Below are 21836 nucleotides of genomic sequence, written 5' to 3'. Positions count from 1 at the left end.
CATTCCGGGGACCGGTTTGCACGCCTTGGAGCTTTCGAACTGATTGAGGCCCGGCCTGCGTGTATCGAGCGCCCTACTGAGGGGCAATGTGGGGGCGGCCTAACGGGAGGTCATTGACTCCAATCACCTCAGCTGTTAAACCAATGCCATCACTCGCCTGAGGTTGGAGTGTCATGAAGACCTGGCGCACGGCTCTTCTCCGCTTGTTGATTGTCGTCTACACGTCAGCGGCGCTGCTGGTCGCGGGCTCCGGATGTGGTGGCGCGAAGTCAGCGCTTTCCGGCCTGAGCAGCAGCAGCGACGACGCAGCGAAACTTCTGTCACGCTCCGCAAACGCCGCAGAATTGGACAGCATGGCCTCGAAGCTGGACACCTTGATCTCCGAAGTCCCCAAAGGATCCGGCCTCAGCGCCAGTGAACAGGCGGCCGTGGACCTGGCGGCGCAGCGCACCGCCGTGTTAAAGGAACTTGCCCGCATGTATGGCGCCTCCGATGACGTGGTCGGTTTGATCAGCAAGGACGCAGTAACGCTCGTAAGCGGATCAATACTGCAAACCCCATCCAAGGCATTTAGGGAACACCTCGATTCCGCGACCCAGTCCTTATTGAAGGACACACTGTGTTCGTCCTTCGCCGACGAGATGTCATCAGCATCCGGGCAGACATGGACCCTTGCCCCGGCGCCAAGCCTTCCGTCGCCCGTGGGATTTCAGGCGCCGACGCAACAAAGCGTTCTGGCTGAGCTCAATGCCGGCATCGCTGCCGCGGATTTTCAATTGTCGGCGGCGCGCCGTGTCGTCGACCTCTCCGGGCTCTCCGTCAAGATCCTGGCCAAGGTGTCCGGCTACGTCGGCAAAATCAAAGACACAATGACCGCCGCCGCGTGGAACAACTCAGGGGCCTTCCATGCGTACTTGCGGCATTGTGTCTTGAAGTAGCCTTCGCTGGAAAACTTTCCAAAGAGCAGAGCACGACGACGGCACTCAACTCTTGCGGGGGCACTTGCGATGGTGATTTGCCTAGTAGCGCCGATCCAATGCAGCGTCCGCCGCTTCAAGGCCTTCCCGGATCCTTTCTCTGATCGTCTGGTCCCAACCGCCCGAACCAGCAAGAGGGATCTCGGTCATGAATCGCCGCTGGGCCTTCGGAATCTTCGCTGCCACGAGATCGGGGGTGGCAGCGGCTGCCTTATATAGGTTCGGCCCATCGGCGTAGAAGGGGTCGGTGAGGACTAATCGACCAGCACGCGTACGCATAACGTTGTGTGGATTGTCGTCCAGAGGCCCACACCAAGGCAGCCGTTTCTGGGCTTGGTTGTGGATGTTTCGCAATGCGCGGACAAGGGCAGCCACTTCAGGTTTTTCCGTCGCGATCATCTGCAAAAAACCAACGGCCTCGTTCACTGGCACAGGGAGAAGCCACTCCATCAACTGAAGGTCGCCTCCCCCATCCAGCCCTCGATGCGCATAAAGTTCCGGGACCAATCCAGTGTCAGCGGCTTCACGGTATAGCGCGGCCGTAAATGGACCGACCGGATCAAAAGGGCTGATTCGCGCCACGGCAGCACCGTCCGGGGAGCGGAGAGCAATTGCCCAGTCACCTGCGCCGCAGCGAATCCAGCCCTTCTCAAGCAGAGATCCCTCAACGTCCCTATGGTTCGGCCTCCCGCCGAGGGACGTCAGCGTTGCGTCCAGGATTTCCACATTAGATTGCATTTAACCCCCAGTCCGTCGTTACGACGGTGGTTTTCGCCCCACTTTATGGCCTCAGCAAACCGTGGTCGCTGGCAAACAAAAAACCCAGAATCCATTGTAACGTGATGCAAATCATAAATCCGGGCTATTCGGTCCTCGATCTGCTGGAAGCCAGCGACCGTAGCACGAAAGAAAACTTTCATGAACCAATCAGCCGCGCCGCAACGTAGCATTCCCGGTAATCCGCAATTTCTCATTGCTCTGCTCGATATTCCCTGGTAGGCACTACTCACCCGGGGAAATACCTTGGCGGAACATGGGGAATACTTTGAACTCTGATTGTTGGAATGCTCACGCCGACGTAGAAACTTTCAGTCCGCGGCTTCAGTCCGTTGCCCTTGGCAACGCTTGGTATCACGGGGCGCCTAACGAGGACTGGGCTTGATAACGTCGACGAACACCAAATCTTTCGCATCTGCGCTTTTCGTCGCATGCTTGCTCCCCATGCTTGTCGCCTGCTCAGGCGGCAACCAAGGAGGCTCCGGGCGCCAACACATCGCGAACAACTTCAAATCGTGCACAAGTGCCTTGAAGTGAAAGGCATGATTGGTTCGAATTTCGCGGTCGAGGATCTTCGGAAGGCCATCGGCTCGGCGGGAAGCGGAGAAGGTGGTTTGAAGGATCGACTGCCCTTTGACCCCTATGGTGATGAAGCTCAAGCTTGTTTCATCGGGGCAAACATGACAATCGCGAAAGCGACGCCTTAGGCATTCAACACCAAGCCGGTGGAGGAAATCTCCAAGGACTGCACGCCGGCCACCCTGCCCGATTGCGTCGCGCGGACGACCTGCACGCGGCGAGTACCGCCGTCGTAATGTTGCGTAGGTCACACATGGCACATACGCTGGGGGACGCTGCAGCGTGGCAGCAACCCGATGAAAGGCAGCGTAGTGGCCAGCGACAAGCTCTCCGTAGTTGTTCGCGTCGACCTTGACGGCGACCAGATCCAAATCGCAGCGACCGGTCGAGTGACCGCCAAGAGCCTCCAAGGGCTCTATCCCGTGGTTCAACGCACCAAGAGCCTTGGCGGCGGCCTCGCCGTTGAGATGGACCTTTCGGAAGCCACGATTGATACTGATGCCCTGCGGCAACTTCAGGTTTACGCCGAACTCCACGAAATGCCCGTCCGCCTCAACCCGGACCTCGACAACGTCACGGCCCTGCCGTCCCGCGAACTCCAGACGGCCACCCGGGCCGCATAACAGGAGGAAGAAGCTATGCGCAAAGTTACCGCCGGGCTGTTCCACTCCGTGGACGGCGTGGTCCAGGATCCTTTCAAGTTTCAGTTCGACAGCTTCGACGAGGACTTGGGCAAAGGCCTCACCAAAATGATCAACACGGTAGATACCGTGATTCTGGGGCGCGTCAGTTATCAGGAGTGGGCTGGATATTGGCCGAACGCCTCCCGGGACGAGGATTTCGCCGCCTTCATCAATCCGGTGGAGAAGTTCGTCGCATCGCGCACGCTGTCCGAGCCCCTTGAATGGGAAAACTCGCACCTGATCGACGGACCACTGGAAGAGTTCGTTACAGACCTCAAAACCCGCAAAGGCGGCGAAATCGCCGTATGCGGCAGCATCTCACTCGTGCGGCAACTCCTGTTCGCGGGCGTCCTCGATGAATTGACCCTCATGACACACCCGGTGGTAGCGGGCAGTGGCCGGCACCTCTTCGAAGAGGGCGATCCGCTGAACCGGCTCGTGCTGGAGAACCAGTATGCGACGAGCAAGGGCAACGTTGTGAGCACGTACAGCCTGCGCAAGGACTGAAACGCTCGACGGCGGATGGTCGGCCCTGCGGCGCGGGCGGACCAGGGTCCTCCGTCAGCAACGTCCTGGAGTAACTCTCTCCGTGCCCTGGATATACGGTTCTGACGGTCGCCGAGGTCGATGATTTCTCCATCCAGGAGCGATGAGTGCTCGGAGCGGGCCATACAGCGTATTGATCGGGGTCGAATTCTGCCGTGGGCCAGGGCCTGGAGAGGATATTGAGCGATCGCCGGCCAGTTCATCCCCAGCGACGAGGTCCCGGTGGCGCCCACGTACATGTCTCCTGCGAAAACTAGATGACGCCGCCCACCGCCTAACATGTGCAACACGCACCCTTCAAGCCACTCGGCACTGCACATCGCCCAATGACCTCGGCATGACCACGCGCATACTGTGAAGTGAATCACTCGAAAGGAATGCATGTCATGTCCACATCCGAAACAGGGCACGATGACTACCCCATCACCAGGGTTCCCGCAACGAAGCGGAAGCACTGGTTCGGCATCGCGGTCCAGCGCTTTGGTCAGACTTCCGACCTGAGCCAGTTTCTCCTCGGGGCAACTTTTGGCTTCGGTATGACCTTCTGGGACGCTTTCTGGGCGTTCACGGTTGGCGCGTGGATCGTCGAAGCACTCATGATATTCGTCGGCATCGCCGGCATGCGCCAAGGCCTCACAACATCCATGCTCGCCCGCTGGACAGGCTTCGGCCGCGGTGGTGCGTCGGTACTCGGCCTCGCCATCTGCATCAGCCTCATCGGCTGGTTCGGCATTCAGTCGGGGATTTCCGGCGCTGGGCTGAACCAAATCGTCCCGGAAATTCCCACTTGGGCGTGGTCGCTGGCCTTTGGTCTGGTGGTCACGCTGATCGTGGTCCGCGGCTTTGAATCAATGCAGTGGCTGGCCAACATCACGGTGCCGCTGTTCATGGTCCTCATCGCTTGGGCAGCATGGGCCGAACTGAGCAACCACTCCATCAGCCAACTCATCAACGAGGCTCCTCCTGGAGCCCCCCTTGATTTCGTCACAGCTACCACCATCGTTGCTGGGAGCGCCGTTCTCGGGGCAGTCATTACGCCCGACATGACCCGCTACAACAGGACCGCTGGCGACGTCGTCAAGCAAACCGTCGTCGGAATGACGCTGGGCAACTACACCATCGGAATGATCGGCGTGCTGCTGGCCCACGCCGTGAAGTCCGCGGACGTCACGCAGATCATCTTCTCCTCGGTGGGTTGGGTGGGCATCCTGATCATTGTGCTGGGCACGTCCAAGATCAATGACTGGAACCTCTACAGCGCAGGCCTCGGCGTCGTGTCCTTCTTCAACAGCGCCATGAACAAGCGGCTGAATCGAGGTCATGTGACGCTGCTGCTTGGCGTCGTCGGAACTGTTTTGGCAGCTGTCGGCATCCTGGACAAGTTCATCGACATCCTCATGGTGTTGGGCGTCGTCTTTCCGCCGGTGGCCGGAATCATCATGGCGGAGTACTTCGTCGTCAAGAAGTGGCGGCCCCTCCTGGAAGCCAGCCGTGACTCGGGACTTCCGCCTTCCGCGTCACCCAACTGGATCCCCGCCACCTTCGTCATCTGGGCGATATCCGCTGCCCTCGGCTACTTCGTCACTTGGGGACTCCCTGCCCTTAATTCCCTCGCCGCGGCGTTCATCCTCTACATCATCGCCGGCAAACTGAACCTCCTGCGGTCCTACGGCGATAACCAACCAACAATCGAAACCACCACAAAGGAAGAATCGGTACCCGCACCATGAGTAGCCTGAGAATCGGCATTGACGTCGGCGGCACCAACACCGACGCCGTGCTGCTGGACGGCGAGCGGGTGCTCGCTTCCACCAAAGTCCCCACCACCAAGGACGTCACCAGCGGCATCACCCAGGTGCTCACCGCACTGAAGGACCTGAACGGTTTCAGCCCGGATCACATCCGGGGCGTGATGATCGGAACCACCCATTTCATCAACGCCCTTATTGAGGCACGGGATCTCTGCCCCACGGCGGCAATCCGGCTTGGACTTCCCGCCACCGCGTCGCTGCCGCCATTCACCGACTGGCCGGCGTCGCTGACCGCCGCGATGAAGGGCCGCGCGTACCTTGCTCACGGAGGGCATGAGTTCGATGGCCGGCCCATCAGCCCCTTTGACCCCGACGAAATCCGGCGCCACGCAGCCGATATTGCCGCGAACGGCATCCGCTCAGTGGCGGTTTCGAGCGTCTTTTCGCCGGTCAATGATGAATTCGAGCAGCGCACCCTGTCCATTCTGCATGAGGAGCTTGGCCCGGAGTTCCCCGTTTCGTTGTCCCATGAGATCGGCCGGGTGGGGCTACTGGAGCGCGAGAACGCGACCATCGTCAACGCGTCTCTCGCCGAAATGGCGGACCGGATTGTTGATGGACTCGCCAAGGCCGTCCTCGAGCAGGGCATCACCGCGCCGTTGTACGTCAGCCAGAACGACGGCACCCTCATGGACATCGAATACACGCGCCGATACCCGGTAGCCACGTTCGCTTCAGGTCCCACCAACTCCATGCGCGGAGCTGCGGCCCTCTCCGGATTCTCCGACTGCCTGATCGTGGACATCGGCGGCACCACCACCGACGTCGGCGTCCTGATCAACGGGTTCCCCCGCGAGTCCAGCACGCACGTCCGGCTTGCGGGACTCCGCACCAACTTCCGGATGCCGGACGTCCTCTCGGCTGGCCTCGGCGGCGGTTCCCGAGTGCGGACCGATCAAGGAACGGTGGGCCCGGACTCGGTCGGATACCGCCTGACCGACGAATCGCTCGTGTTCGGCGGGTCTATCCTTACGGCCACTGACATCGCCGTCCGCAGCGGCAGGGCCGACGTCGGAGACGCTGCTTTGGTAGGCCACATCAGTGACGCCGTGGTCCGGTCAGCCCTGGAACAGATAGACCGGACCATCGCGGACATTGCGGACCGGATCCGGACCTCATCCGCAGCCTTGCCGGTTGTCGCCGTCGGCGGTGGATCCATCCTGCTGGCAGACAAACTGGACGGCCTGGGTACCATCCACCGTCCCGAGAACTTCGACGTCGCCAACGCGTACGGCGCCGCCATTGCCCAGATCAGCGGTGAAGTGGACCGCGTGTCCTACATCGCCGATGGCGACCAAAAGCGCGCCATGGAATCCGCGCGGCAGGAAGCCGTGGACCGTGCCGTAGCTGCCGGCGCCAGCCCGGACACGGTGTCGATCGTTGAGCAGGAAGCCATCCCGATCCCGTATCTTCCCGGCAACGCCATGCGTGTTCGGGTCAAGGCAGCCGGCAACCTCACGTTAGGAAAGTGACGAAATGACATTGGAAGTAGCGCACGGCCGCCGGCTCAAGCGGATCACCGTGGATGACATCGATTCCCTGGCCCGTGGGGCAGCCATCCTCGGCACGGGCGGAGGCGGCGATCCCTACATTGGCGCGCTCCTGGCGAAACAAGCAATCAAAGAGTTCGGCCCCGTGGAGCTCGTCTCCGTTGAAGACCTGCCCGACGACGCGTTCATTGTTCCGATCGCGGCCATCGGCGCACCCACGGTGGCTGTCGAGAAGCTGGACACTGTAGAGAACCTCTCCCTGACCATCAAGAAGCTCTCAGCGGCATTGAACAGGGACGCAACCCATACCGCTTGCCTGGAAATCGGCGGTTCGAACTCGATGCTGCCCATCGTGGCCGCCGCCCAGCTCGGAATCCCGCTGATCGACGGCGACCTGATCGGACGGGCCTTCCCGGAAATCCAGATGGGCATGGCCCCGTTGTACGGAATTCAGGCGTCGCCCATGGCGCTGGCCGACGAGAAGGGCAACTCGCTGGTCATCGAAGCCATCGACTCATTCTGGGGTGAGCGCTTTGCCCGGCAGGCCTCCATCGAAATGGGATGCAATGCCTTCAACAGCACCTATGCCATGACCGGCGCCCAAGCCCGCGAGTGCTTCGTTGCCGGCTCGATGTCCTTCGCCATCACCATCGGCGACGCCGTCGCCCACGCGCAACACGAGAACCTCAATCCCTGTGACGTTCTGGCCGAAACGCTCCGCGGCCGCGTGGTCCACCTGGGCAAGGTCACTGACCTGCAGCGCCAAACCACCGGAGGCTTCGCGAAAGGACAGGCCCTGATCGAGGGCATGGGCCCGGACTCCGGTTCAGTCCTTTCGCTGCATTTCCAGAACGAACACCTGCTCGCCACCAAGGACGGCACCGTGGTCACCACAACCCCGGACCTCATCATCGTGGTTGACGCAGAATCCGCAGAGCCGGTCACCACCGAGAACCTGCGCTACGGGCAGCGCGTCTGCATCCTGACCGCGCCTAGCGACCCCCGATGGCACACCACCGAGGGGCTCCAACTGGCCGGACCGGGCTACTTCGGCTACGGCGTCCCTTCGCATCGATGGGATGGGACGCCCGAGGAGCACACCGAGTCGATCGAGCGCTACCGCGCCTGACCGCCGTCGAACATTTGCCCTGCCGCCGCGCCTAACCGCCGCGCCTCCAACGACAGTTGGCGGCGCGGCGGTGGCATCATGAGACTGTAGACATCGAGGAGAACCGGAGTAGCACAATGATTCCCCCGATCCCTCTGTGGTCCGTCACGAACCACCTCCCCGCGGGCGTGATCGAGGGCGTCGGGGAGCCGGACGCCGAGTCGGTATCGTCGCTGATCGCCTTGGCCGGTTCTCTCGCCGACGTCAACCGGCAGGTCCGCGAGCAGCGCAACCTCGACGGCGACCCCTGCTTGTTGGAGGGGTCAATCCTGCTCCCCCTTGAACCACTTCCATCCGGCGTGTCGTGGGACGTCGAGGCGCTGTTGGCGCTGGCGTCAGCCGCCGGCGTCGTGGCTCTTGCAGTTAAACTGCCGAACGACGACGGCGCGTTGCCGCCTAACGTCAAAAGGCTCGCCGAACGCTTGGGGCTCGTGGTGCTGTCAGTGCACAACACCTGGCAATTCGGCATGGCGGCGCAGGAGTTGCTGTCTGGCGCCGCCCACCGTCAGGGCCTGCTGATCTCCCGGGTGGCGGCCGAGTGCCGGACCCCGCATGGATCCCTGAGCCATCTGCTGCAGCGGCTGGGCGTCGCGCTCGGGCATCACGTGACGCTGGTGGATCCCTCTGGCATGCTGATTTCTGCTGAATCGACAGACACTGGGCCCGCACCGCAGCCGGACGCCACGGCGACCGAGCTCGGAACGGGGATCGCGTTTGGCGCAGCGACCTTGCCTGCCGCGGCGATCGAAATCTTGGCACCGGTCCACCGGGGGCAGGAGAGCAGTCCGCGGCTCAGGGTGGTCGTCGGTGGTGCATTGGACAAGGAGAAGGCCGCCATCCGCTCGGCCCTGGAAGTGGCGGCCATCGCAGTTTCAGAGCTGCTGTCGCGCCAACGGTTGGAGAGGGAACGCGACGCCCGACACCGTATCGCGCTGCTGGGACAGTTGATCGACCACGCTGGCGACGTCAGTCCTTCGTTCAGGGCAAAAGCTCTGGAACTGGGCTGGCCCTTGGACGGCTATCACATGGCTTTCCGCGTGATCACCCGGGAGTCCGTGGACCTGGTGGCCAGAAAGCCGGACCTGGACCGCGCGCTGCTGCATGAAAAGATCGAGGCGGCCACGGTTGAACAGTCGGACGGCTGGGCAGGATGGATCTCCTTCCCTTCAAAGCCGGGACCTGCGGAGGTCAGCCGCGCCAGCAGTGCGCTGAGGAGAGCTCAACGCGAGCTCGCGGCCACCATCGCCACACAATTCGGAGTGGGCCGCATGCAGGCGCAGCCCGAGGGGATCGTCCGGTCATTGGAGGAAGCCAACGACGCCGCCCGCATCGCTGGGGCAAGGGAAAACTCGGGCTACTTTGTCCACGTGGACCGGCTGGACATGGCCCAACTGCTGCTCATCTGGACCCGTACGGATACGTTCCGGCCTGCTGCCAGGGAACTCCTGGCGCCGCTCCTCAAAGCCGGCCCGGAACTCCTGCAGACCCTGACGACCTTCCTGGACTGTGAGTCATCGTTGACCGAGACCGCAGCCATCCTCAATGTCCACCGCAATACGGTCAGCGACCGGATCAGGAGAATCCAATCGCTGATCGCCATCAATCTGGAAGACCCGGAAGCACGGCTCGCGCTGCAGCTGGCGTGCCGGAGTTTGTTGATGGACAAGCCGGAATAGGCCTGGGGCCGCCTACTTCTTCCCGCCCTTCAAGTCCGCAACAACCTTCGCGATCCGACGCGCACGCGTTTCCTCGGTCTTGGCGTCCCCGATCGGTTCGACGTAGCGCCGCTGAGCGCTGTAGCTCAGGGTCGCGTAGAACGCCTTGGCTTCGGGCTCAGCTTCAAGGGCCACGGCCAGGTCTTCCGGCACTTCCATCACGCGCGGCTGAGTGTCGACTTCGAGACCAACTTCCACAGTGTCACCAGCCGATGCGCCGGTCAGCTCACGGTTGGCCGCGCTGACGCCCACCATGTACTTACCGCCCATCACGGCGATGCTGCTCCGATAGCTTTCTCCGTTGATGGTCACAACTACCGGTGGCCGCTTTCCGGCACCCAGCGCCTCGACGATCTCGTCTGGAACTTCAATGCCGGCCTTATTGCCATCGCCCTGGATGGTGGTGGTGAACTCCATGCCCCCAGTATGCCTGCGGTCTTAGGCGCCTTCGAGCACTTGGCTGGTGGCCCGGGTGAGGTATTTGGCGGCGTTGGCGACGGCGTCGGCGATGTCCGGGACGCCGTCGTTGCGTTGGACGATGTCCAGCAGTTGCGCCGCGGCCACGATGCCGTGCTTGGCGAGGTCTTCGGGTGTGACCAGGATCCGGCCGGCGACCACCACCACGGGGATGCCCTGCACGCTCGCGGCGTCGGCCAACGCGATCGGCGCTTTGCCGGTGAGGGATTGTTCGTCCATGGACCCCTCACCGGTGATCACCAGATCGGCCTGGCCCAAGTGCTCGGCGAGACCGGTCAGCCCGGCGACCAGAGCGAACCCGCCTTCGAGCGCGGAGTCCGTCAAGGCAAGGAACGACGCCGGGAACCCGCCTGCCGCCCCGGCTCCGGGGACGTTGACATCCCGGCCCGTGGCTTCGCGCAGGAGCGAGGCCCAGTTCCGCAGGCCCGCGTCGAGCTTCTCCACCGCGGGATCGTCCGCGCCCTTTTGCGGACCGAAAACATGCGCGGCACCCTCGGCACCGAACAGCGGGTTGCGCACATCCACAGCGATCCGGAACCTCGCCGTGGACAGCCGCGGATCCAGCTCCGAGACATCCAGGGCAACCACCTCGGCCAAGGAACCACCACCGAGGGGCACCACGTTCCCGGCAGCATCAAGGGGCTTGAGCCCCAGCGCCCGCAACGCGCCGCTGCCGCCGTCGGACATGGCCGAACCCCCCAGGCCCAGCACGATCTCAGTGGCCCCGGCATCCAGGGCCGCGGCAACCAGCTGGCCGCACCCATAGCTGTGGGCCCGCAACGCATTCTCCGGCGTGGGCTCCATATGCTCCAACCCGGAGGCCTGCGCGGTCTCGATCACCGCCGTGGCACCACCAAACGCATCCTTACGGATCGCCCACGAAGCACCCACAGGGTGAAGGATCGGGCCAACAACAGCGGTGTTCCGCTCCTCATACCCGGCAGCAATCGCAGCATCCAACGTGCCCTCACCACCATCGGCAACCGGAAACTGGGTGGTCACCGCATCCGGATAGACCCGCAGCACACCCTCGGCCATGGCAGAGGCGGCCTCCGCAGCGGTCAGGGAACCCTTGAACTTGTCCGGGGCAATGAGAATACGCATAGTTCCATCTTGCCAGCTTTACTCGGAAAGCGCTTGCCCGCGACGTAATCTGACAGATTGTGAGCGCTGGCGCGGTGGTTTCAGCGAACTTTTCCCGGGGTTTCCACCCCGGGCACAGCTAACCACCGTCCCGCCGCCGGGGTTTGCGGGGCTCGCACCATTTTCCGCCGCGCGCACCAGTAATCGCGGGAGCGGTAGGCGCGAACTGGTGCGAGGCCGGCGAGTAGGGGGGCGGTCGGCGTGAAAGGGTGCGCGGAAACCACCCGGACGCTCTACCCGTTCAGCACCCTCACCGGCGCACCACCCAACCATGCCTTCACATCCTCAAACGCACCACCATAAAACTGCCGGTAGCTCTCGTGCGTCACGTACCCGATATGCGGCGAAAGGACGGTCCGCGGCGAGTGCGCCAGTGCGTGCCCGCCGGCCATGGGTTCCTGATCGAAAACGTCCAAAGCGGCCCCGCGGATCCAGCCTTCCTCAAGTGCACGAATGAGCGCCGCCTCGTCCACGAGCGGCCCGCGGGCAGTGTTAACCAGGACGCCGTCGGGGCCCAGAAGCCTCAACTCTTCCGCACCAACGATTCCCTCGGTCCGTTCCGACAGGCGCAGGTGGAGCGTAACGACGTCAGACTCCCGGAACAACTCCTCCTTGGTCACTCTCCGCACACCGGCGGCCTCCGCCGCCTCCCCGGTCAGGTTCTGGCTCCACGCGAGGACATCCATGCCGAAAGCCTTGGCATATCCAGCGATCCGGGTTCCGATTTTGCCCAAGCCAACGATTCCGAGCGTCTTGCCTGCCAGTTCAAATCCGACGGCGGTTTGCCAGCCGCCTGTTCGCAGCGAGTTCTCCTCCACAACCAAGTTGCGGGCAAAGGCCAGAAGGAGTGCCCATGTCATCTCCGGGGCGGCGGACGGCGAGCCAGCTGTCCCGCACACCGTTACCCCACGCTCGGAAGCGGCCTCGAGATCAATCGCCGCATTGGCCATGCCCGTTGTCACCAGGAGCTTCAGGTTGGGCAGAGATTCCAGGACCTTGCGCGAGAAGCGCGTGCGTTCGCGCATGGCCACAATGATGTCGAACGGCCCCAACGCGGCCACCGCTTGGTCTGCCGACACGAACGGTGCGCTGAACACCGAGACTTTGACGCCGTCGTCGGGCAGTGAATCCCACGGGGCATAATCCCCTGAAACCTGCTGGTAGTCGTCAAGGATGGCCAAACGGTATTGAGTCACGTCAATCTCTCCTCGCGGCGGCGTTGAAGCCTGTTCTGAGGCTTGCAGCTTTGGTACAAAGCTACTGGACCACAAACTTTTCGGCGCCAGGTTGTCGATTATGCGGCCCGCCGTTCGTATGAAGGGTGAAGGCAAGGCACAAGGGCCGGCCCGCAGACATGGAGGAACCCGAAATGACCTACTACATGCTGAACATTTACCAGCCGGACGGCACCATTCCACCGCCAGAGCAACTCGATCGGATCATGTCCGACGTCGAGACGCTCAACGACGAGATCAAGTCCGCTGGCTCCTGGGTATTCACAGGAGGCATGCACCCCGCCAGTGATTCCACGGTGCTCCGACCTGACAACGGCACAGTCCTCACCACTGATGGGCCGTTCGTGGAAGGAAAAGAACATATCGGCGGCTTCTGGGTGATCCAGGCCGAGGACCTCGACGCCGCGCTGAACTGGGGCAGGAAGGCCGCAACCGCCACCACCCTGCCCATTGAGGTTCGCCCGCTGGACCACTTCCAAGGGTCCTGAAACTTGTGGCGAAGATCGGGACGGCAGAGATTGACCACATATTCCGGCAGGAGTATGGACGATCCCTCGCCGTCCTGATCCGGATGCTGGGAAGCATCGATGCCGCTGAAGACGCGGTTCAGGATGCTTTCGCGTCTGCGATTGAGCACTGGACAACTTCGGGAATCCCACCAAGCCCGGCTGGCTGGATCATCACCACAGCGCGCAACCGCGCCATCGATCGTCTCCGGCGGGAGGCGGCTGGGCGTGAGAAATATGCTGAATCAGCCATGCTTTATGGAGCTGCTTCAACTTCTCTGGACGCCGAAACGGAGGAGGATTCCGTGCAGGACGACCGCCTCAAGCTCATCTTCACCTGCTGCCACCCGGCGCTCTCCATGGAAGCCCGTGTGGCCCTCACGCTTCGCCTCCTCGGCGGCCTGACGACGCCCGAAATCGCCAGGGCGTTCCTGGTCCCCGAGCCAACGGTCGCCCAGCGGATCGTCAGGGCGAAGTCGAAGATCCGGAACGCCCGCATCCCGTATCGCGTGCCGAGCGGTGCTGAACTGAGCGATCGGCTGGGCGGCGTTCTCGCCGTCGTCTACCTCATCTTCAATGAAGGCCATACAGCCACCTCGGGATCTGCACTGCTTCGCCCGGAACTGTGCACGGAAGCGATCCGTCTTGCCCGCCTGTTGGCCGACCTGATGCCCGACGAGCCCGAGATCCAAGGACTGCTGGCGCTCATGCTGTTTAGCGAATCGCGGAGGCCCGCCCGCACTTCGGACACTGGTCAGCTGGTTCTCTTGGCGGATCAGGACCGCGGATTGTGGGATCGCCCGTATGTTCGTGAGGCACAAGCGTTGGTCCGTGGTTGCCTGCGCCGCGGCATGCCCGGTCCATACCAAATCCAGGCCGCCATCCAAGCAGTCCACAGCGACGCGTCTTTCGCGATCGACACCGATTGGCCACAAATTCTGGCGCTCTACGATCAACTGCTGGTCTTCCAATCCACGCCCGTGGTCCTGCTCAACCGCGCAGTGGTGCTGGCCGAGGTGGAAGGGCCGACGGCGGCACTCACCGCCGTGGACCAACTCCCCTTGGGTACGTACTACTTGTTGCACGCCGTGCGGGCAGACCTTCTACGTCGGCTCGGACGCTTCGCTGAGGCGCGGGCTGCTTACCAAGCTGCCTTGGAGCTCACGGACAACGCCGCGGAACGGGAGTTCCTTGAAGGGCGCCTGCGTTCGTTGGGCTAGTTTGCCGAAATAGCACGCGACGCCGATATTGTCGCTCGGATGGGGTGTGGATGCGACCGCGGCGCGTTCTGCCCAACGCGCTGTGCCTAAAGGCCGTCGTCGTAATTCCAATGCTCCTGCCATCGCCAATCGATGGGTTCGCTCAGCCTCTGGTAACGGATATCCGTGGACAGGCGCATGATGCCATCGCGGTCGGTGTTGTCCAGTGCGGCGTGGACGATATGTGCTGAGTGCACCACCACGTCGCCAACTTCGTAGTCGGTCACCAACCACCTCGCGTCACGTTCCTCAGCCAGGCCCGGCAGATCTGCAGTGATCGACGCAGCCGGCATCTTGAGCGTGCCCTCGCGCTCTTCGGCCATCACCCAATGGTGGCTGCCCTCCATATAGGCAAGTCCACCCCTCTCACGGGGGCAATCACCAACGGGAATCCACATGGAGAGCACGCGGTCGCTCCCCTCCCGCAGGTACACCAGGTCATAGTGCGCCTGCGTGGCCGTGCCAATGCCTGCCTCTCCGGGCTTGGTATGCCGGATAATCTTTCGCCGGTGCAAATGGACGTCGTCGGTCAGGAACCAAGCGAACCAATCGGCAATTCCATCAGCCGTACACAGCGCCTGGTACTCCGGCCCTGGCACGACGACGTCGAAGAGGCCCCGGCGCAACGCAGCACGGTCCACGTCCCCCGGCGCCGCAATGCCATCGCGGGGATCCGTGTCCGGAGCGTACACGTTGGCCGCCCTGAGGGAGCCAAAATAGAACTCCCTAAAGCTCATCAGGTGTTCCGGGCTCAACTGCCCCTTCAGGTACAGGTAGCCGTCGCGGCGAAGTCTCGCCCACAAGGCATCACGATCATGCCGCTCGGAGGAGGGTACGGGCTCCAGTTCGGCCAGTCTGGAAGGCGATTCATCCAAGACATATCCATTCGACGTCAACATGTTCACAGCCTGACAGTCATCCTCGGGTCTGTGAATGGACTCTCATGCCTTGGCACTTGGACTTTTGTGTGCGTTTGCGTCAGGGGTCATACGGCGGCACCATAGGAGTCCATGGATGATTGGTCGATCTACCGGCAACCGGCCCCCGTGCTGCGGGACTTTGGCCTCGCATGCCTGGGCGCCGGGGAACAAAGCGGACGCCTGCCCTCGTTCGCCGACCGAACCCTCAGCAGCCACGCCATGGTCCTGGTGTCCGAAGGATCCGGAACATTCACTATTGGCGGCAGGTCTTACACCGTCTCAGCTCCTGCAATCATCTGGCTGTACCCCGGCGTAAGCCACGGCTACGGGCCGGATTCCGGAGGCTGGAAGGAGCACTGGATCCTGTTCACGGGGCCGATGGCGAGAGCCCTTGAAGAGCTGGGGTGCTTCCATCGCGAGCGGACCCTGGCACATCTTGAGGGCCCTTCCGAGCCACGACTGGCCGGTATTCTTGGACTTTTCTCTGACCTGCGAGAGGCATTGACCGCTGGAGGCTCCAGAGGGGATCTGCAGGCATCCGTGATAAGCCAGCGGGTCATCCTGGAGGCCGGAACGCGCGGAGACTCAGATGTCGACGCGCACCGGGACCCCCACGAGCGGTTCCTGGTCGGGATCCGCGACACCGCGCACCTGCCACTGAACCTCTCCGAGATCGCCGCGTCCCTGAAGGTCTCCGTGCCCCACCTTCGTCGTTCCGTTCAGGCGGCCACCGGCGTCGGACCCAAGGAGTTCATCCTGCAGCTCCGGATGTCCCGCGCGCAGTCACTCCTGGCGGACACAGCCCTGCCCATCCAGCGGATCGCCACACTGACCAGCTACGACGATCCCGCATACTTCAGTCGTCTCTTTACGAAGAAGACCGGCTACTCACCCAGTCAATTCCGGCAAGAGCACCGCAGGCTTGCCCCGGATGAGGGCGGGACGTGACAGAGCGTCCAGGAAAACCCCGCGGGACGTGAGAGAGCATCCAGGCCCTATCAACCCTCACCCAGATCACACCCGCTTTGGGGCAACCCTCACCCAGATCACACACCCTTCGGGGCATCCCTCACCCAGATCACACCCGCTTTGGGGCAACCCTCACCCAGATCACACGGCCCGTCCGGAGCCCTAGACCCATTCCCCGCGCCGCTCCAGGACTTCCTTCAGCAGATCCAGCCGGTCGGACACGATCCCGTCCACGCCCAGGTCCAACAGTCGTCCCATTTCCACGGGGTCGTTGACCGTCCAGACATGCACTTGGATGCCCAAACGATGAGCGCGGCGGATAAAGCCAGGGGCCACCACACGGACCCACCCATAGCGAACGGGGACTTGAAAAGCATCGACGTCCAGCAGCAACCGGCGCAACAACGGGGTGGGCAGCACTGGCCCCAACACCACGAACAGTGCGGTGATCGAACTGCCGGCTGACGATGCAACGCGGCGGCTCAGTCGCTTGAGAACGGCCCGCCGCCTTCGGTCGGAAAAACTCGTGACCAGCACCCGCTCGTGGATTCCCTGGGTCTCGATCGCGGAGGCCATGGGTTCAACGGAGTTCCAGTCCTTGACGTCCAGATTCAGGCGGGCCTGGGGGAAAGCTGACACCAGCTCGGCAAAGGTCGGAACAGGCTCCACGCCGCCGATTCGGGCTTTCGCCACCTCCGCTGCAGAAAGCTCCGAGACGCGTCCGGAGGAATCGGTGACGCGGTCCAGCGAGCTGTCATGGAACACCAGCAGTACTCCGTCCGCCGTGGTGTGCACGTCGGTTTCAAGATGCGACGTACCCAATTCAACGGCCGCACGAAACGCAGCCATGGAATTTTCCAAGCCGTCCAAGGAGTGACCTCTATGAGCGAGCGCCAATGGGCCCAATGAGCCGTCGTTACGGTGGAAATAGGGCAGCGTCACATCCGTAGCGTAACCGAACCCCGCCAGGAAAGGTCAGGCGTCTTTCGGGACGATCGCAACGCCATCGCTGACGTGGACCAGCGTTCGGCCGCGACCGCCGTCGAGCTCTACCCAGACGGCAGTCGAGTCGACGGTAACGGCGTCCACAACACCCGCAGACTCGAACCCGGGCGCCAGCGTAATGCTGACGCGGTCGCCCTGGCGAAGTGAGCGCCAGTGATGGTCCGGTTCGATGCGCCGCAGGGGCGCAGTATTCACATTGATGATCCGACGCTTAGCCATGATTTTCCCCTACAAATACAACGCGCAAACGGGTCCTTGGCTGAAAGCCTACGGGCGCCAGTTGAACGCGGGTTGTATGGAAGCTGGGAGTTGGGTGACACCCGCGACCGGCCCAAAGGCCGTCCGGATCACGGTACGAACTGTACGCTCAAGGAAACAAGGGGGCACGCATCAAAAGGTTCGGTTTGGTTTGGTGGGGTCGGGCCTATTTTGCCGTTCAAGCGGCGGCCGGGCTCCTCTGGTGGATTGCAGTTTTCCTTTCGCCCGCGGTGCGCGAAGCCACCCTCGGAGGTCTCAACCCGACGGTGATCGCGGTATTCGACATTCCGCTGTTCGTCATCGCTTCGGCCGTTGCAGCATGCGGCGGAAGGGCTGCCGCGAAGCTGGCCACGGTTTGGACCGGCCTGGTCACGGTTGCACTGGCGATCCATGCAACGGTCACCACCGAAGCCGGCTGGGGCGTCCTGGCAATGGCGGCATCCACCGTATGTTCGGTGATCGCGCTCTGCATCGTCTGGCTAGGGCACGTTCCGACGGCGTGGATCATCAACGGTCCTTTCGCGTTCCGCCCCGCGCCCAAGCGCCCGACCGCCGCAACCCACGTTGTGACAACTTTCGCGCAACTCGCCGTCTTCTGGGGGCTGTTCCTCGTGGTCATCCCGCTGGCCATCGTGGTACTCGAACAGCGCTGGGCCGTGGACCTTCCGCTTCCCCCGTTTACGCATCCCCTCGGCACAGTGATCCTCGTGCTCGCCAGCGCTCTTGGCATCTCCTCGGCATTGACGATGTCAACAAGGGGAGACGGGACACCGCTGCCATCGGCGATGCCGAACCGGCTGGTCATCGCGGGTCCGTATCGCTGGATCCGCAATCCGATGGCCCTAGCTGGCATAGCCCAGGGCGCTGCGATCGGCCTCATCATGGGGTCATGGCTCGTGGTCACGTACGCCATTGCTGGCTCGCTGCTGTGGAACTACGCGGTGAGACCGCTCGAGGAAGCTGATCTCCGGGAACGGTTCGGCGAAGAATTCCAGCGATACCGCGAAACCGTTCGTTGCTGGATCCCCAGGCTCTCCTAAACTTTCTGCTCCGCGATCTTCGCCTCAAGAATCTGCGCCACACCGTCGTCGTCGAAGTGCGGGGCCTGCTGGCCAGCTGCGATGATGGCCTCAGGGTGGCCGCTTGCCATCGCGTAGCCGTGCCCGGCCCAGCGGAGCATCTCGATGTCGTTGGGCATGTCCCCGAATGCCACAACGTCAGCGGCCTCAATCCCCAACGACTCGGCGTATTTGGCGAGCGTCACCGCCTTGTTGATGCCTGGAACTGACATCTCCAGCAGGGCAGTCCGCGGAGCCGAATGCGTTGTGGCTACCAAATGCGCCACGGCCGGTTGGACCTCGGCGAGGAATTCGTCCGGCGTGCCGTTGCGCGTGATGGCCAGGAATTTTATGACGGCGTCATCCGCCGTGAGCGTGTCGGTCAGCGGCGCGGGGGTGAACTCGGCCAGGAGCTCGCTGGTCTCGTTTTCGATGAAACCCGGCTCAAGGTGGAATCCGGTGAGTGTCTCGGCCCCGAACAAAGCGTCCGGACGGAGGGACTTGATGATGCGGCGGGCCTCAAAAACCGATTCCATGTCCAACGCACAAGACGTAAGTGGCTTCTCGGTCTCAAGGTCCCAGACAACGGCACCGTTGGAACAGATGACGATCCCGCTGTGGCCGAGCTGCTCCTGCAACGGGTACAACCAGCGCGGCGGACGGCCCGTGACAAAAACGAGCTCCACGCCTGCGTCGCGGCACGCCTGGAACGCCCGAATGGTCCGGTCACTGATCTTGCCGTCGTGTCCGAGGATGGTTCCGTCAATGTCACTTGCTACGAGCCGCATCATGTCAGTCTACGATGTGCCATTTTTCCCAAAAGCCACAACTAGCGTTCAAACAGACCGGTAATGAGGGCCCGTGCCAGAGTGTGTTTCGGGAGGGTTGAGGCAAGTATGCTCGGTGCGGAATTCACGGTGAGACCCAGGTCGGCAACGTCCAATGCATGTACTGCCACCATGTATCGATGTGGTCCGTGGCCTCTCGGCGCCGCCGCCCCCAAGTACCCGACGTAACCGCCGTCGTTCTTCAACTGGAAGGCGCCTGCAGGGATGAAGCGGCCATCCGCCGTTCCGGCGTCTGCCGGCAAACTCGATACCTTGGCCGGAATATTGACTACAGCCCAGTGCCAGAAACCACCAGGGTCGGGAGCATCCGGGTCCAGCATGGTGACAGCGAAACTCCGGGCGTCCGGTGGGGCGCCCATCCAGCTCAACTGAGGCGAAATGTCCTTGCCACCGGCACGGAAGATCCCGCTTCGCTGGTCCGGGGCCAAGGTGTCACCGTCCCTGAAGGACTCGCTGGTGACCTGGAACGCGGGTACAGGGTTCGAGGCGTAGGGATCCGTGCCCCTCATGGCAACCATCCGATCTTTTGGTTAGGATGCCGCGTTGTGGTTGAGCTCCGCCCGGGTGGGTGGATTGGCGCCGGCCCGTGATACCGTGACCGCCGCCGCCCGGGTTGCGTGTTCCATGATCGCCGCGAGCGTTTCAGCAGGCATGGCGCGCAGTTCCTCACGGTTCTGCGCCCCGTCCAGGCCCCGGTCCACAATCGCGGACAACAGCCCGGCCATGAACGAATCGCCGGCACCCACGGTATCCACCACGGTCACCGATGGCGCGGGAACCTGGGTTTCGCCCGCGGACGTGATTCCCCACGGTCCGCGCGCACCACGTGTCACCACTACCAGCGCAGGCCCCTCCGTGCCGCCCAGGGAAAGCCAGCGCCTGGCGGACTCCAGGGGATCGACACCCGGATAGAGCCACTCGAGGTCCTCGTCCGAGGCCTTCACTACGTCCGAGAGCACCACAAACCGCTCAGCCTGCCGACGGGCAAACTCGGGATCAGTAATGATGCTGGGCCGGCAGTTGGGGTCAAAGCTGATGGTACTGCTCGGATGGGCATGCTCGACGGCGGCAAGCACGTCCGCGGCGCCGGGCGCCAACGCGGTGGCAATGGAGCCGGTGTGCAGCATGGTGGCGCCTTGCAGCATGTGGGACAACCGCGCCCCAAGTCCGGGCAATTCCCAGTCGAGATCGAATGTGTAGGTGGCGGCGCCGGCGTCGTCGATCAGTGCAGTGGCCACGCTGGTGGGTTTGTCGTCGGGCGGCAACGGCACCATCACCGAACTGGAGCGGAGGTGCGCGGCCACTGAATCGCCATACGCGTCCTGCCCGAAGCGGCCGATGAACTGGACCGCGTGATCCAGGCGCGCCAAACCGACGGCAACGTTGAGCGGACTGCCGCCAACATGTGCCTCGATTCCGTTGGGGCGCTGCACGACGTCAACCAAGGCCTCGCCAATCACAGTCAACATGGGACCACTCTGCCAGAGGAGAGGTACCGCCCACCAGAGATTAGGAGAGCAGGCGCTGCACCAATTCGCGGCACTTCTTGTAGGCGACGGCCTTGGGATCAATGAGGTCGAAGTGGTCGCCGGGTACACGCAGCAACTGGGCCGCCCCACCGGATGCCGTGGAGGCTGCCACATAGGCCTCCGACAGGCTCGCCGGAACATCCTCGTCCTCCGTGGCATGAACGGCATACACGGGAACATCGATCGGCAGCGAACTCATGGGGTCCGCATACTTATGCCGTTTGGGGAATCTAGCGGAATCGCCGCCCATCAGGTTGCAGACGGCGCCATTGCTGAGGTTTAGGCGCTCCGCGGCCGCCAGGTTCAAGAGACCGGACTGGCTGACCACACCGGTGAGGTGCACAGCCGTTTCTTCCGGTCCGCGCACGAGTTGCCGGTCTGCATCGGGCGTTCCAATGGTCGCAAGCCGCTGACGGCCGGCAGCCCACACGGCCAAGTGCCCACCGGCCGAGTGGCCGAGTGCCACCACCTTGCCGAGTTTGAGGTCGTGCTGTTCCGCAATTTCGGATAGATGGTCGATGCCCGCGAGGATGTCTTCGAAAGTATGGGGCCAACCACCGCCGTTTCCGGCGCGCCGGTATTCGAGGTTCCAGGTGGTGATTCCGTGGGCCGCGAGGTCGCGGGCAAGGGGTTCGCCAAGCTCGGCACCGTACTGAGAGCGCCAATAGCCGCCATGGATCACTACTGCAATTCCGCCTGCAAGCGCTGACGCGCCGCGATGGTTTCCTGACGTCGGTTCAGGAATGAAGAGTTCGCCCCACTGGCTGGGGTGTTCACCGTAGTAGTACTTGTGCCGCAACATTGCGCCCTCCTTTGTACCGAGCCTATCGCGAGCTTTCAGAAGTTCGGGTAGGGGCACCCCGACGGCGGTGCCAGGGGAACC

At 62.8% G+C, this 21836-nt stretch carries 23 protein-coding genes; 11 read left to right on the top strand and 12 right to left on the bottom strand.

The window, feature by feature from the left end:
• Positions 1–173 precede the first annotated feature (173 nt).
• Positions 174–938: a hypothetical protein gene (locus tag ACIQC5_RS16175; protein WP_400284398.1), complete on the top strand. Its 765-nt coding sequence runs from the start codon at positions 174–176 to the stop codon at positions 936–938.
• Positions 939–1019: 81 nt separating this feature from the next.
• Here ACIQC5_RS16175 and ACIQC5_RS16170 read toward each other — a convergent pair whose 3' ends face one another.
• Together ACIQC5_RS16170 and ACIQC5_RS16165 are read right to left on the bottom strand one after the other, a co-directional pair.
• Positions 1020–1559 (bottom strand): hypothetical protein, encoded by a 540-nt coding sequence (locus tag ACIQC5_RS16170; RefSeq protein WP_400284396.1) that lies wholly within the window; start codon positions 1557–1559, stop codon positions 1020–1022.
• A gap of 560 nt (positions 1560–2119) precedes the next feature.
• On the bottom strand, positions 2120–2413 hold the full coding sequence (locus ACIQC5_RS16165) for a hypothetical protein (protein ID WP_400284393.1): 294 nt from the start codon (positions 2411–2413) through the stop codon (positions 2120–2122).
• A 231-nt stretch (positions 2414–2644) separates the two neighbouring features.
• Between ACIQC5_RS16165 and ACIQC5_RS16160 the strand changes: the two genes are divergently transcribed.
• From ACIQC5_RS16160 to ACIQC5_RS16135, 6 genes are all read left to right on the top strand, one after another.
• On the top strand, positions 2645–2956 hold the full coding sequence (locus ACIQC5_RS16160; RefSeq protein ID WP_400284391.1) for a hypothetical protein: 312 nt from the start codon (positions 2645–2647) through the stop codon (positions 2954–2956).
• A gap of 15 nt (positions 2957–2971) precedes the next feature.
• Positions 2972–3523, top strand: a complete 552-nt coding sequence (locus ACIQC5_RS16155) for a dihydrofolate reductase family protein (RefSeq protein ID WP_400284388.1) — start codon at positions 2972–2974, stop codon at positions 3521–3523.
• A gap of 425 nt (positions 3524–3948) precedes the next feature.
• Positions 3949–5292, top strand: coding sequence for a purine-cytosine permease family protein (locus ACIQC5_RS16150; protein ID WP_400284385.1), 1344 nt, complete (start codon positions 3949–3951; stop codon positions 5290–5292).
• A 5-nt stretch (positions 5293–5297) separates the two neighbouring features.
• Entirely contained in the window at positions 5298–6845 is a 1548-nt protein-coding gene (locus tag ACIQC5_RS16145; RefSeq protein WP_400284532.1) for a hydantoinase/oxoprolinase N-terminal domain-containing protein, read from the top strand.
• Positions 6846–6849: 4 nt separating this feature from the next.
• Positions 6850–7992 carry a DUF917 domain-containing protein gene (locus ACIQC5_RS16140; protein ID WP_400284382.1) on the top strand — a complete coding sequence of 381 codons (1143 nt, stop codon included), beginning with the start codon at positions 6850–6852 and terminating at the stop codon, positions 7990–7992.
• 116 nt (positions 7993–8108) lie between these two features.
• Positions 8109–9707 carry a PucR family transcriptional regulator gene (locus tag ACIQC5_RS16135; protein WP_400284379.1) on the top strand — a complete coding sequence of 533 codons (1599 nt, stop codon included), beginning with the start codon at positions 8109–8111 and terminating at the stop codon, positions 9705–9707.
• Positions 9708–9719: 12 nt separating this feature from the next.
• Here the strand turns inward: ACIQC5_RS16135 and ACIQC5_RS16130 are convergent, their stop codons facing one another.
• The 3 genes from ACIQC5_RS16130 to ACIQC5_RS16120 all read right to left on the bottom strand — a co-directional run bounded on the left by ACIQC5_RS16130 (position 9720) and on the right by ACIQC5_RS16120 (position 12562).
• A complete protein-coding gene (locus ACIQC5_RS16130) occupies positions 9720–10163 on the bottom strand; it encodes a YdeI/OmpD-associated family protein (RefSeq protein WP_400284376.1) in 444 nt (147 codons plus the stop codon).
• A 21-nt stretch (positions 10164–10184) separates the two neighbouring features.
• The gene (locus tag ACIQC5_RS16125) at positions 10185–11327 is read right to left on the bottom strand and encodes a glycerate kinase (protein WP_400284373.1); all 1143 of its coding nucleotides are present in this window, start codon (positions 11325–11327) and stop codon (positions 10185–10187) included.
• A 272-nt stretch (positions 11328–11599) separates the two neighbouring features.
• On the bottom strand, positions 11600–12562 hold the full coding sequence (locus ACIQC5_RS16120) for a D-2-hydroxyacid dehydrogenase family protein (RefSeq protein ID WP_400284370.1): 963 nt from the start codon (positions 12560–12562) through the stop codon (positions 11600–11602).
• A 173-nt stretch (positions 12563–12735) separates the two neighbouring features.
• On the opposite strand from ACIQC5_RS16120, the gene ACIQC5_RS16115 reads away from it, so the two are divergent.
• Both ACIQC5_RS16115 and ACIQC5_RS16110 read left to right on the top strand, forming a co-directional pair.
• Positions 12736–13089 (top strand): YciI family protein, encoded by a 354-nt coding sequence (locus ACIQC5_RS16115; protein ID WP_400284367.1) that lies wholly within the window; start codon positions 12736–12738, stop codon positions 13087–13089.
• A 5-nt stretch (positions 13090–13094) separates the two neighbouring features.
• Complete coding sequence (locus ACIQC5_RS16110; protein ID WP_400284365.1) at positions 13095–14327, top strand: RNA polymerase sigma factor; 1233 nt, start codon at positions 13095–13097, stop codon at positions 14325–14327.
• A gap of 86 nt (positions 14328–14413) precedes the next feature.
• Here the strand turns inward: ACIQC5_RS16110 and ACIQC5_RS16105 are convergent, their stop codons facing one another.
• Complete coding sequence (locus ACIQC5_RS16105; RefSeq protein ID WP_400284363.1) at positions 14414–15265, bottom strand: phytanoyl-CoA dioxygenase family protein; 852 nt, start codon at positions 15263–15265, stop codon at positions 14414–14416.
• A gap of 111 nt (positions 15266–15376) precedes the next feature.
• Here ACIQC5_RS16105 and ACIQC5_RS16100 point away from each other — a divergent pair, with 111 nt between their 5' ends.
• On the top strand, positions 15377–16234 hold the full coding sequence (locus ACIQC5_RS16100) for an AraC family transcriptional regulator (protein ID WP_400284360.1): 858 nt from the start codon (positions 15377–15379) through the stop codon (positions 16232–16234).
• 183 nt (positions 16235–16417) lie between these two features.
• On the opposite strand, the gene ACIQC5_RS16095 is transcribed toward ACIQC5_RS16100, so the two are convergent.
• Positions 16418–17197, bottom strand: a complete 780-nt coding sequence (locus ACIQC5_RS16095) for a glycerophosphodiester phosphodiesterase (RefSeq protein WP_400284357.1) — start codon at positions 17195–17197, stop codon at positions 16418–16420.
• Between the two features lie 33 nt (positions 17198–17230).
• Positions 17231–17479, bottom strand: a complete 249-nt coding sequence (locus ACIQC5_RS16090; protein WP_400284354.1) for a hypothetical protein — start codon at positions 17477–17479, stop codon at positions 17231–17233.
• A 170-nt stretch (positions 17480–17649) separates the two neighbouring features.
• Here ACIQC5_RS16090 and ACIQC5_RS16085 point away from each other — a divergent pair, with 170 nt between their 5' ends.
• Positions 17650–18558 carry a methyltransferase family protein gene (locus ACIQC5_RS16085; RefSeq protein WP_400284529.1) on the top strand — a complete coding sequence of 303 codons (909 nt, stop codon included), beginning with the start codon at positions 17650–17652 and terminating at the stop codon, positions 18556–18558.
• On the opposite strand, the gene ACIQC5_RS16080 is transcribed toward ACIQC5_RS16085, so the two are convergent.
• Genes ACIQC5_RS16080 through ACIQC5_RS16065 form a run of 4 tightly spaced genes read right to left on the bottom strand, consistent with a single transcriptional unit; the run spans position 18555 to position 21755 of the window.
• Positions 18555–19364: an HAD family hydrolase gene (locus ACIQC5_RS16080; protein WP_400284351.1), complete on the bottom strand. Its 810-nt coding sequence runs from the start codon at positions 19362–19364 to the stop codon at positions 18555–18557. The genes ACIQC5_RS16085 and ACIQC5_RS16080 overlap by 4 nt on opposite strands.
• A gap of 41 nt (positions 19365–19405) precedes the next feature.
• The gene (locus tag ACIQC5_RS16075) at positions 19406–19933 is read right to left on the bottom strand and encodes a YbhB/YbcL family Raf kinase inhibitor-like protein (RefSeq protein WP_400284348.1); all 528 of its coding nucleotides are present in this window, start codon (positions 19931–19933) and stop codon (positions 19406–19408) included.
• Positions 19934–19954: 21 nt separating this feature from the next.
• On the bottom strand, positions 19955–20893 hold the full coding sequence (locus ACIQC5_RS16070) for a carbohydrate kinase (protein WP_400284345.1): 939 nt from the start codon (positions 20891–20893) through the stop codon (positions 19955–19957).
• A 40-nt stretch (positions 20894–20933) separates the two neighbouring features.
• Complete coding sequence (locus tag ACIQC5_RS16065; protein ID WP_400284342.1) at positions 20934–21755, bottom strand: alpha/beta hydrolase; 822 nt, start codon at positions 21753–21755, stop codon at positions 20934–20936.
• Positions 21756–21836 lie beyond the last annotated feature (81 nt).

The organism is Paenarthrobacter sp. NPDC092416 (assembly GCF_044755025.1).
Lineage (GTDB): Bacteria > Actinomycetota > Actinomycetes > Actinomycetales > Micrococcaceae > Arthrobacter.
This window is presented reverse-complemented; position numbering and strand designations above follow the sequence as displayed.

Bases quoted from the DNA above. Each gene is read 5' to 3' on its own strand.
- ACIQC5_RS16080 (WP_400284351.1), bottom strand. From the start codon at position 19,364: ATGCGGCTCGTAGCAAGTGACATTGACGGAACCATCCTCGGACACGAC.
- ACIQC5_RS16075 (WP_400284348.1), bottom strand. From the start codon at position 19,933: ATGAGGGGCACGGATCCCTACGCCTCGAACCCTGTACCCGCGTTCCAG.
- ACIQC5_RS16070 (WP_400284345.1), bottom strand. From the start codon at position 20,893: ATGTTGACTGTGATTGGCGAGGCCTTGGTTGACGTCGTGCAGCGCCCC.
- ACIQC5_RS16175 (WP_400284398.1), top strand. From the start codon at position 174: ATGAAGACCTGGCGCACGGCTCTTCTCCGCTTGTTGATTGTCGTCTAC.
- ACIQC5_RS16065 (WP_400284342.1), bottom strand. From the start codon at position 21,755: ATGTTGCGGCACAAGTACTACTACGGTGAACACCCCAGCCAGTGGGGC.
- ACIQC5_RS16150 (WP_400284385.1), top strand. From the start codon at position 3,949: ATGTCCACATCCGAAACAGGGCACGATGACTACCCCATCACCAGGGTT.
- ACIQC5_RS16090 (WP_400284354.1), bottom strand. From the start codon at position 17,479: ATGGCTAAGCGTCGGATCATCAATGTGAATACTGCGCCCCTGCGGCGC.
- ACIQC5_RS16100 (WP_400284360.1), top strand. From the start codon at position 15,377: ATGGATGATTGGTCGATCTACCGGCAACCGGCCCCCGTGCTGCGGGAC.
- ACIQC5_RS16130 (WP_400284376.1), bottom strand. From the start codon at position 10,163: ATGGAGTTCACCACCACCATCCAGGGCGATGGCAATAAGGCCGGCATT.
- ACIQC5_RS16115 (WP_400284367.1), top strand. From the start codon at position 12,736: ATGACCTACTACATGCTGAACATTTACCAGCCGGACGGCACCATTCCA.
- ACIQC5_RS16125 (WP_400284373.1), bottom strand. From the start codon at position 11,327: ATGCGTATTCTCATTGCCCCGGACAAGTTCAAGGGTTCCCTGACCGCT.
- ACIQC5_RS16135 (WP_400284379.1), top strand. From the start codon at position 8,109: ATGATTCCCCCGATCCCTCTGTGGTCCGTCACGAACCACCTCCCCGCG.
- ACIQC5_RS16105 (WP_400284363.1), bottom strand. From the start codon at position 15,265: ATGTTGACGTCGAATGGATATGTCTTGGATGAATCGCCTTCCAGACTG.
- ACIQC5_RS16140 (WP_400284382.1), top strand. From the start codon at position 6,850: ATGACATTGGAAGTAGCGCACGGCCGCCGGCTCAAGCGGATCACCGTG.
- ACIQC5_RS16155 (WP_400284388.1), top strand. From the start codon at position 2,972: ATGCGCAAAGTTACCGCCGGGCTGTTCCACTCCGTGGACGGCGTGGTC.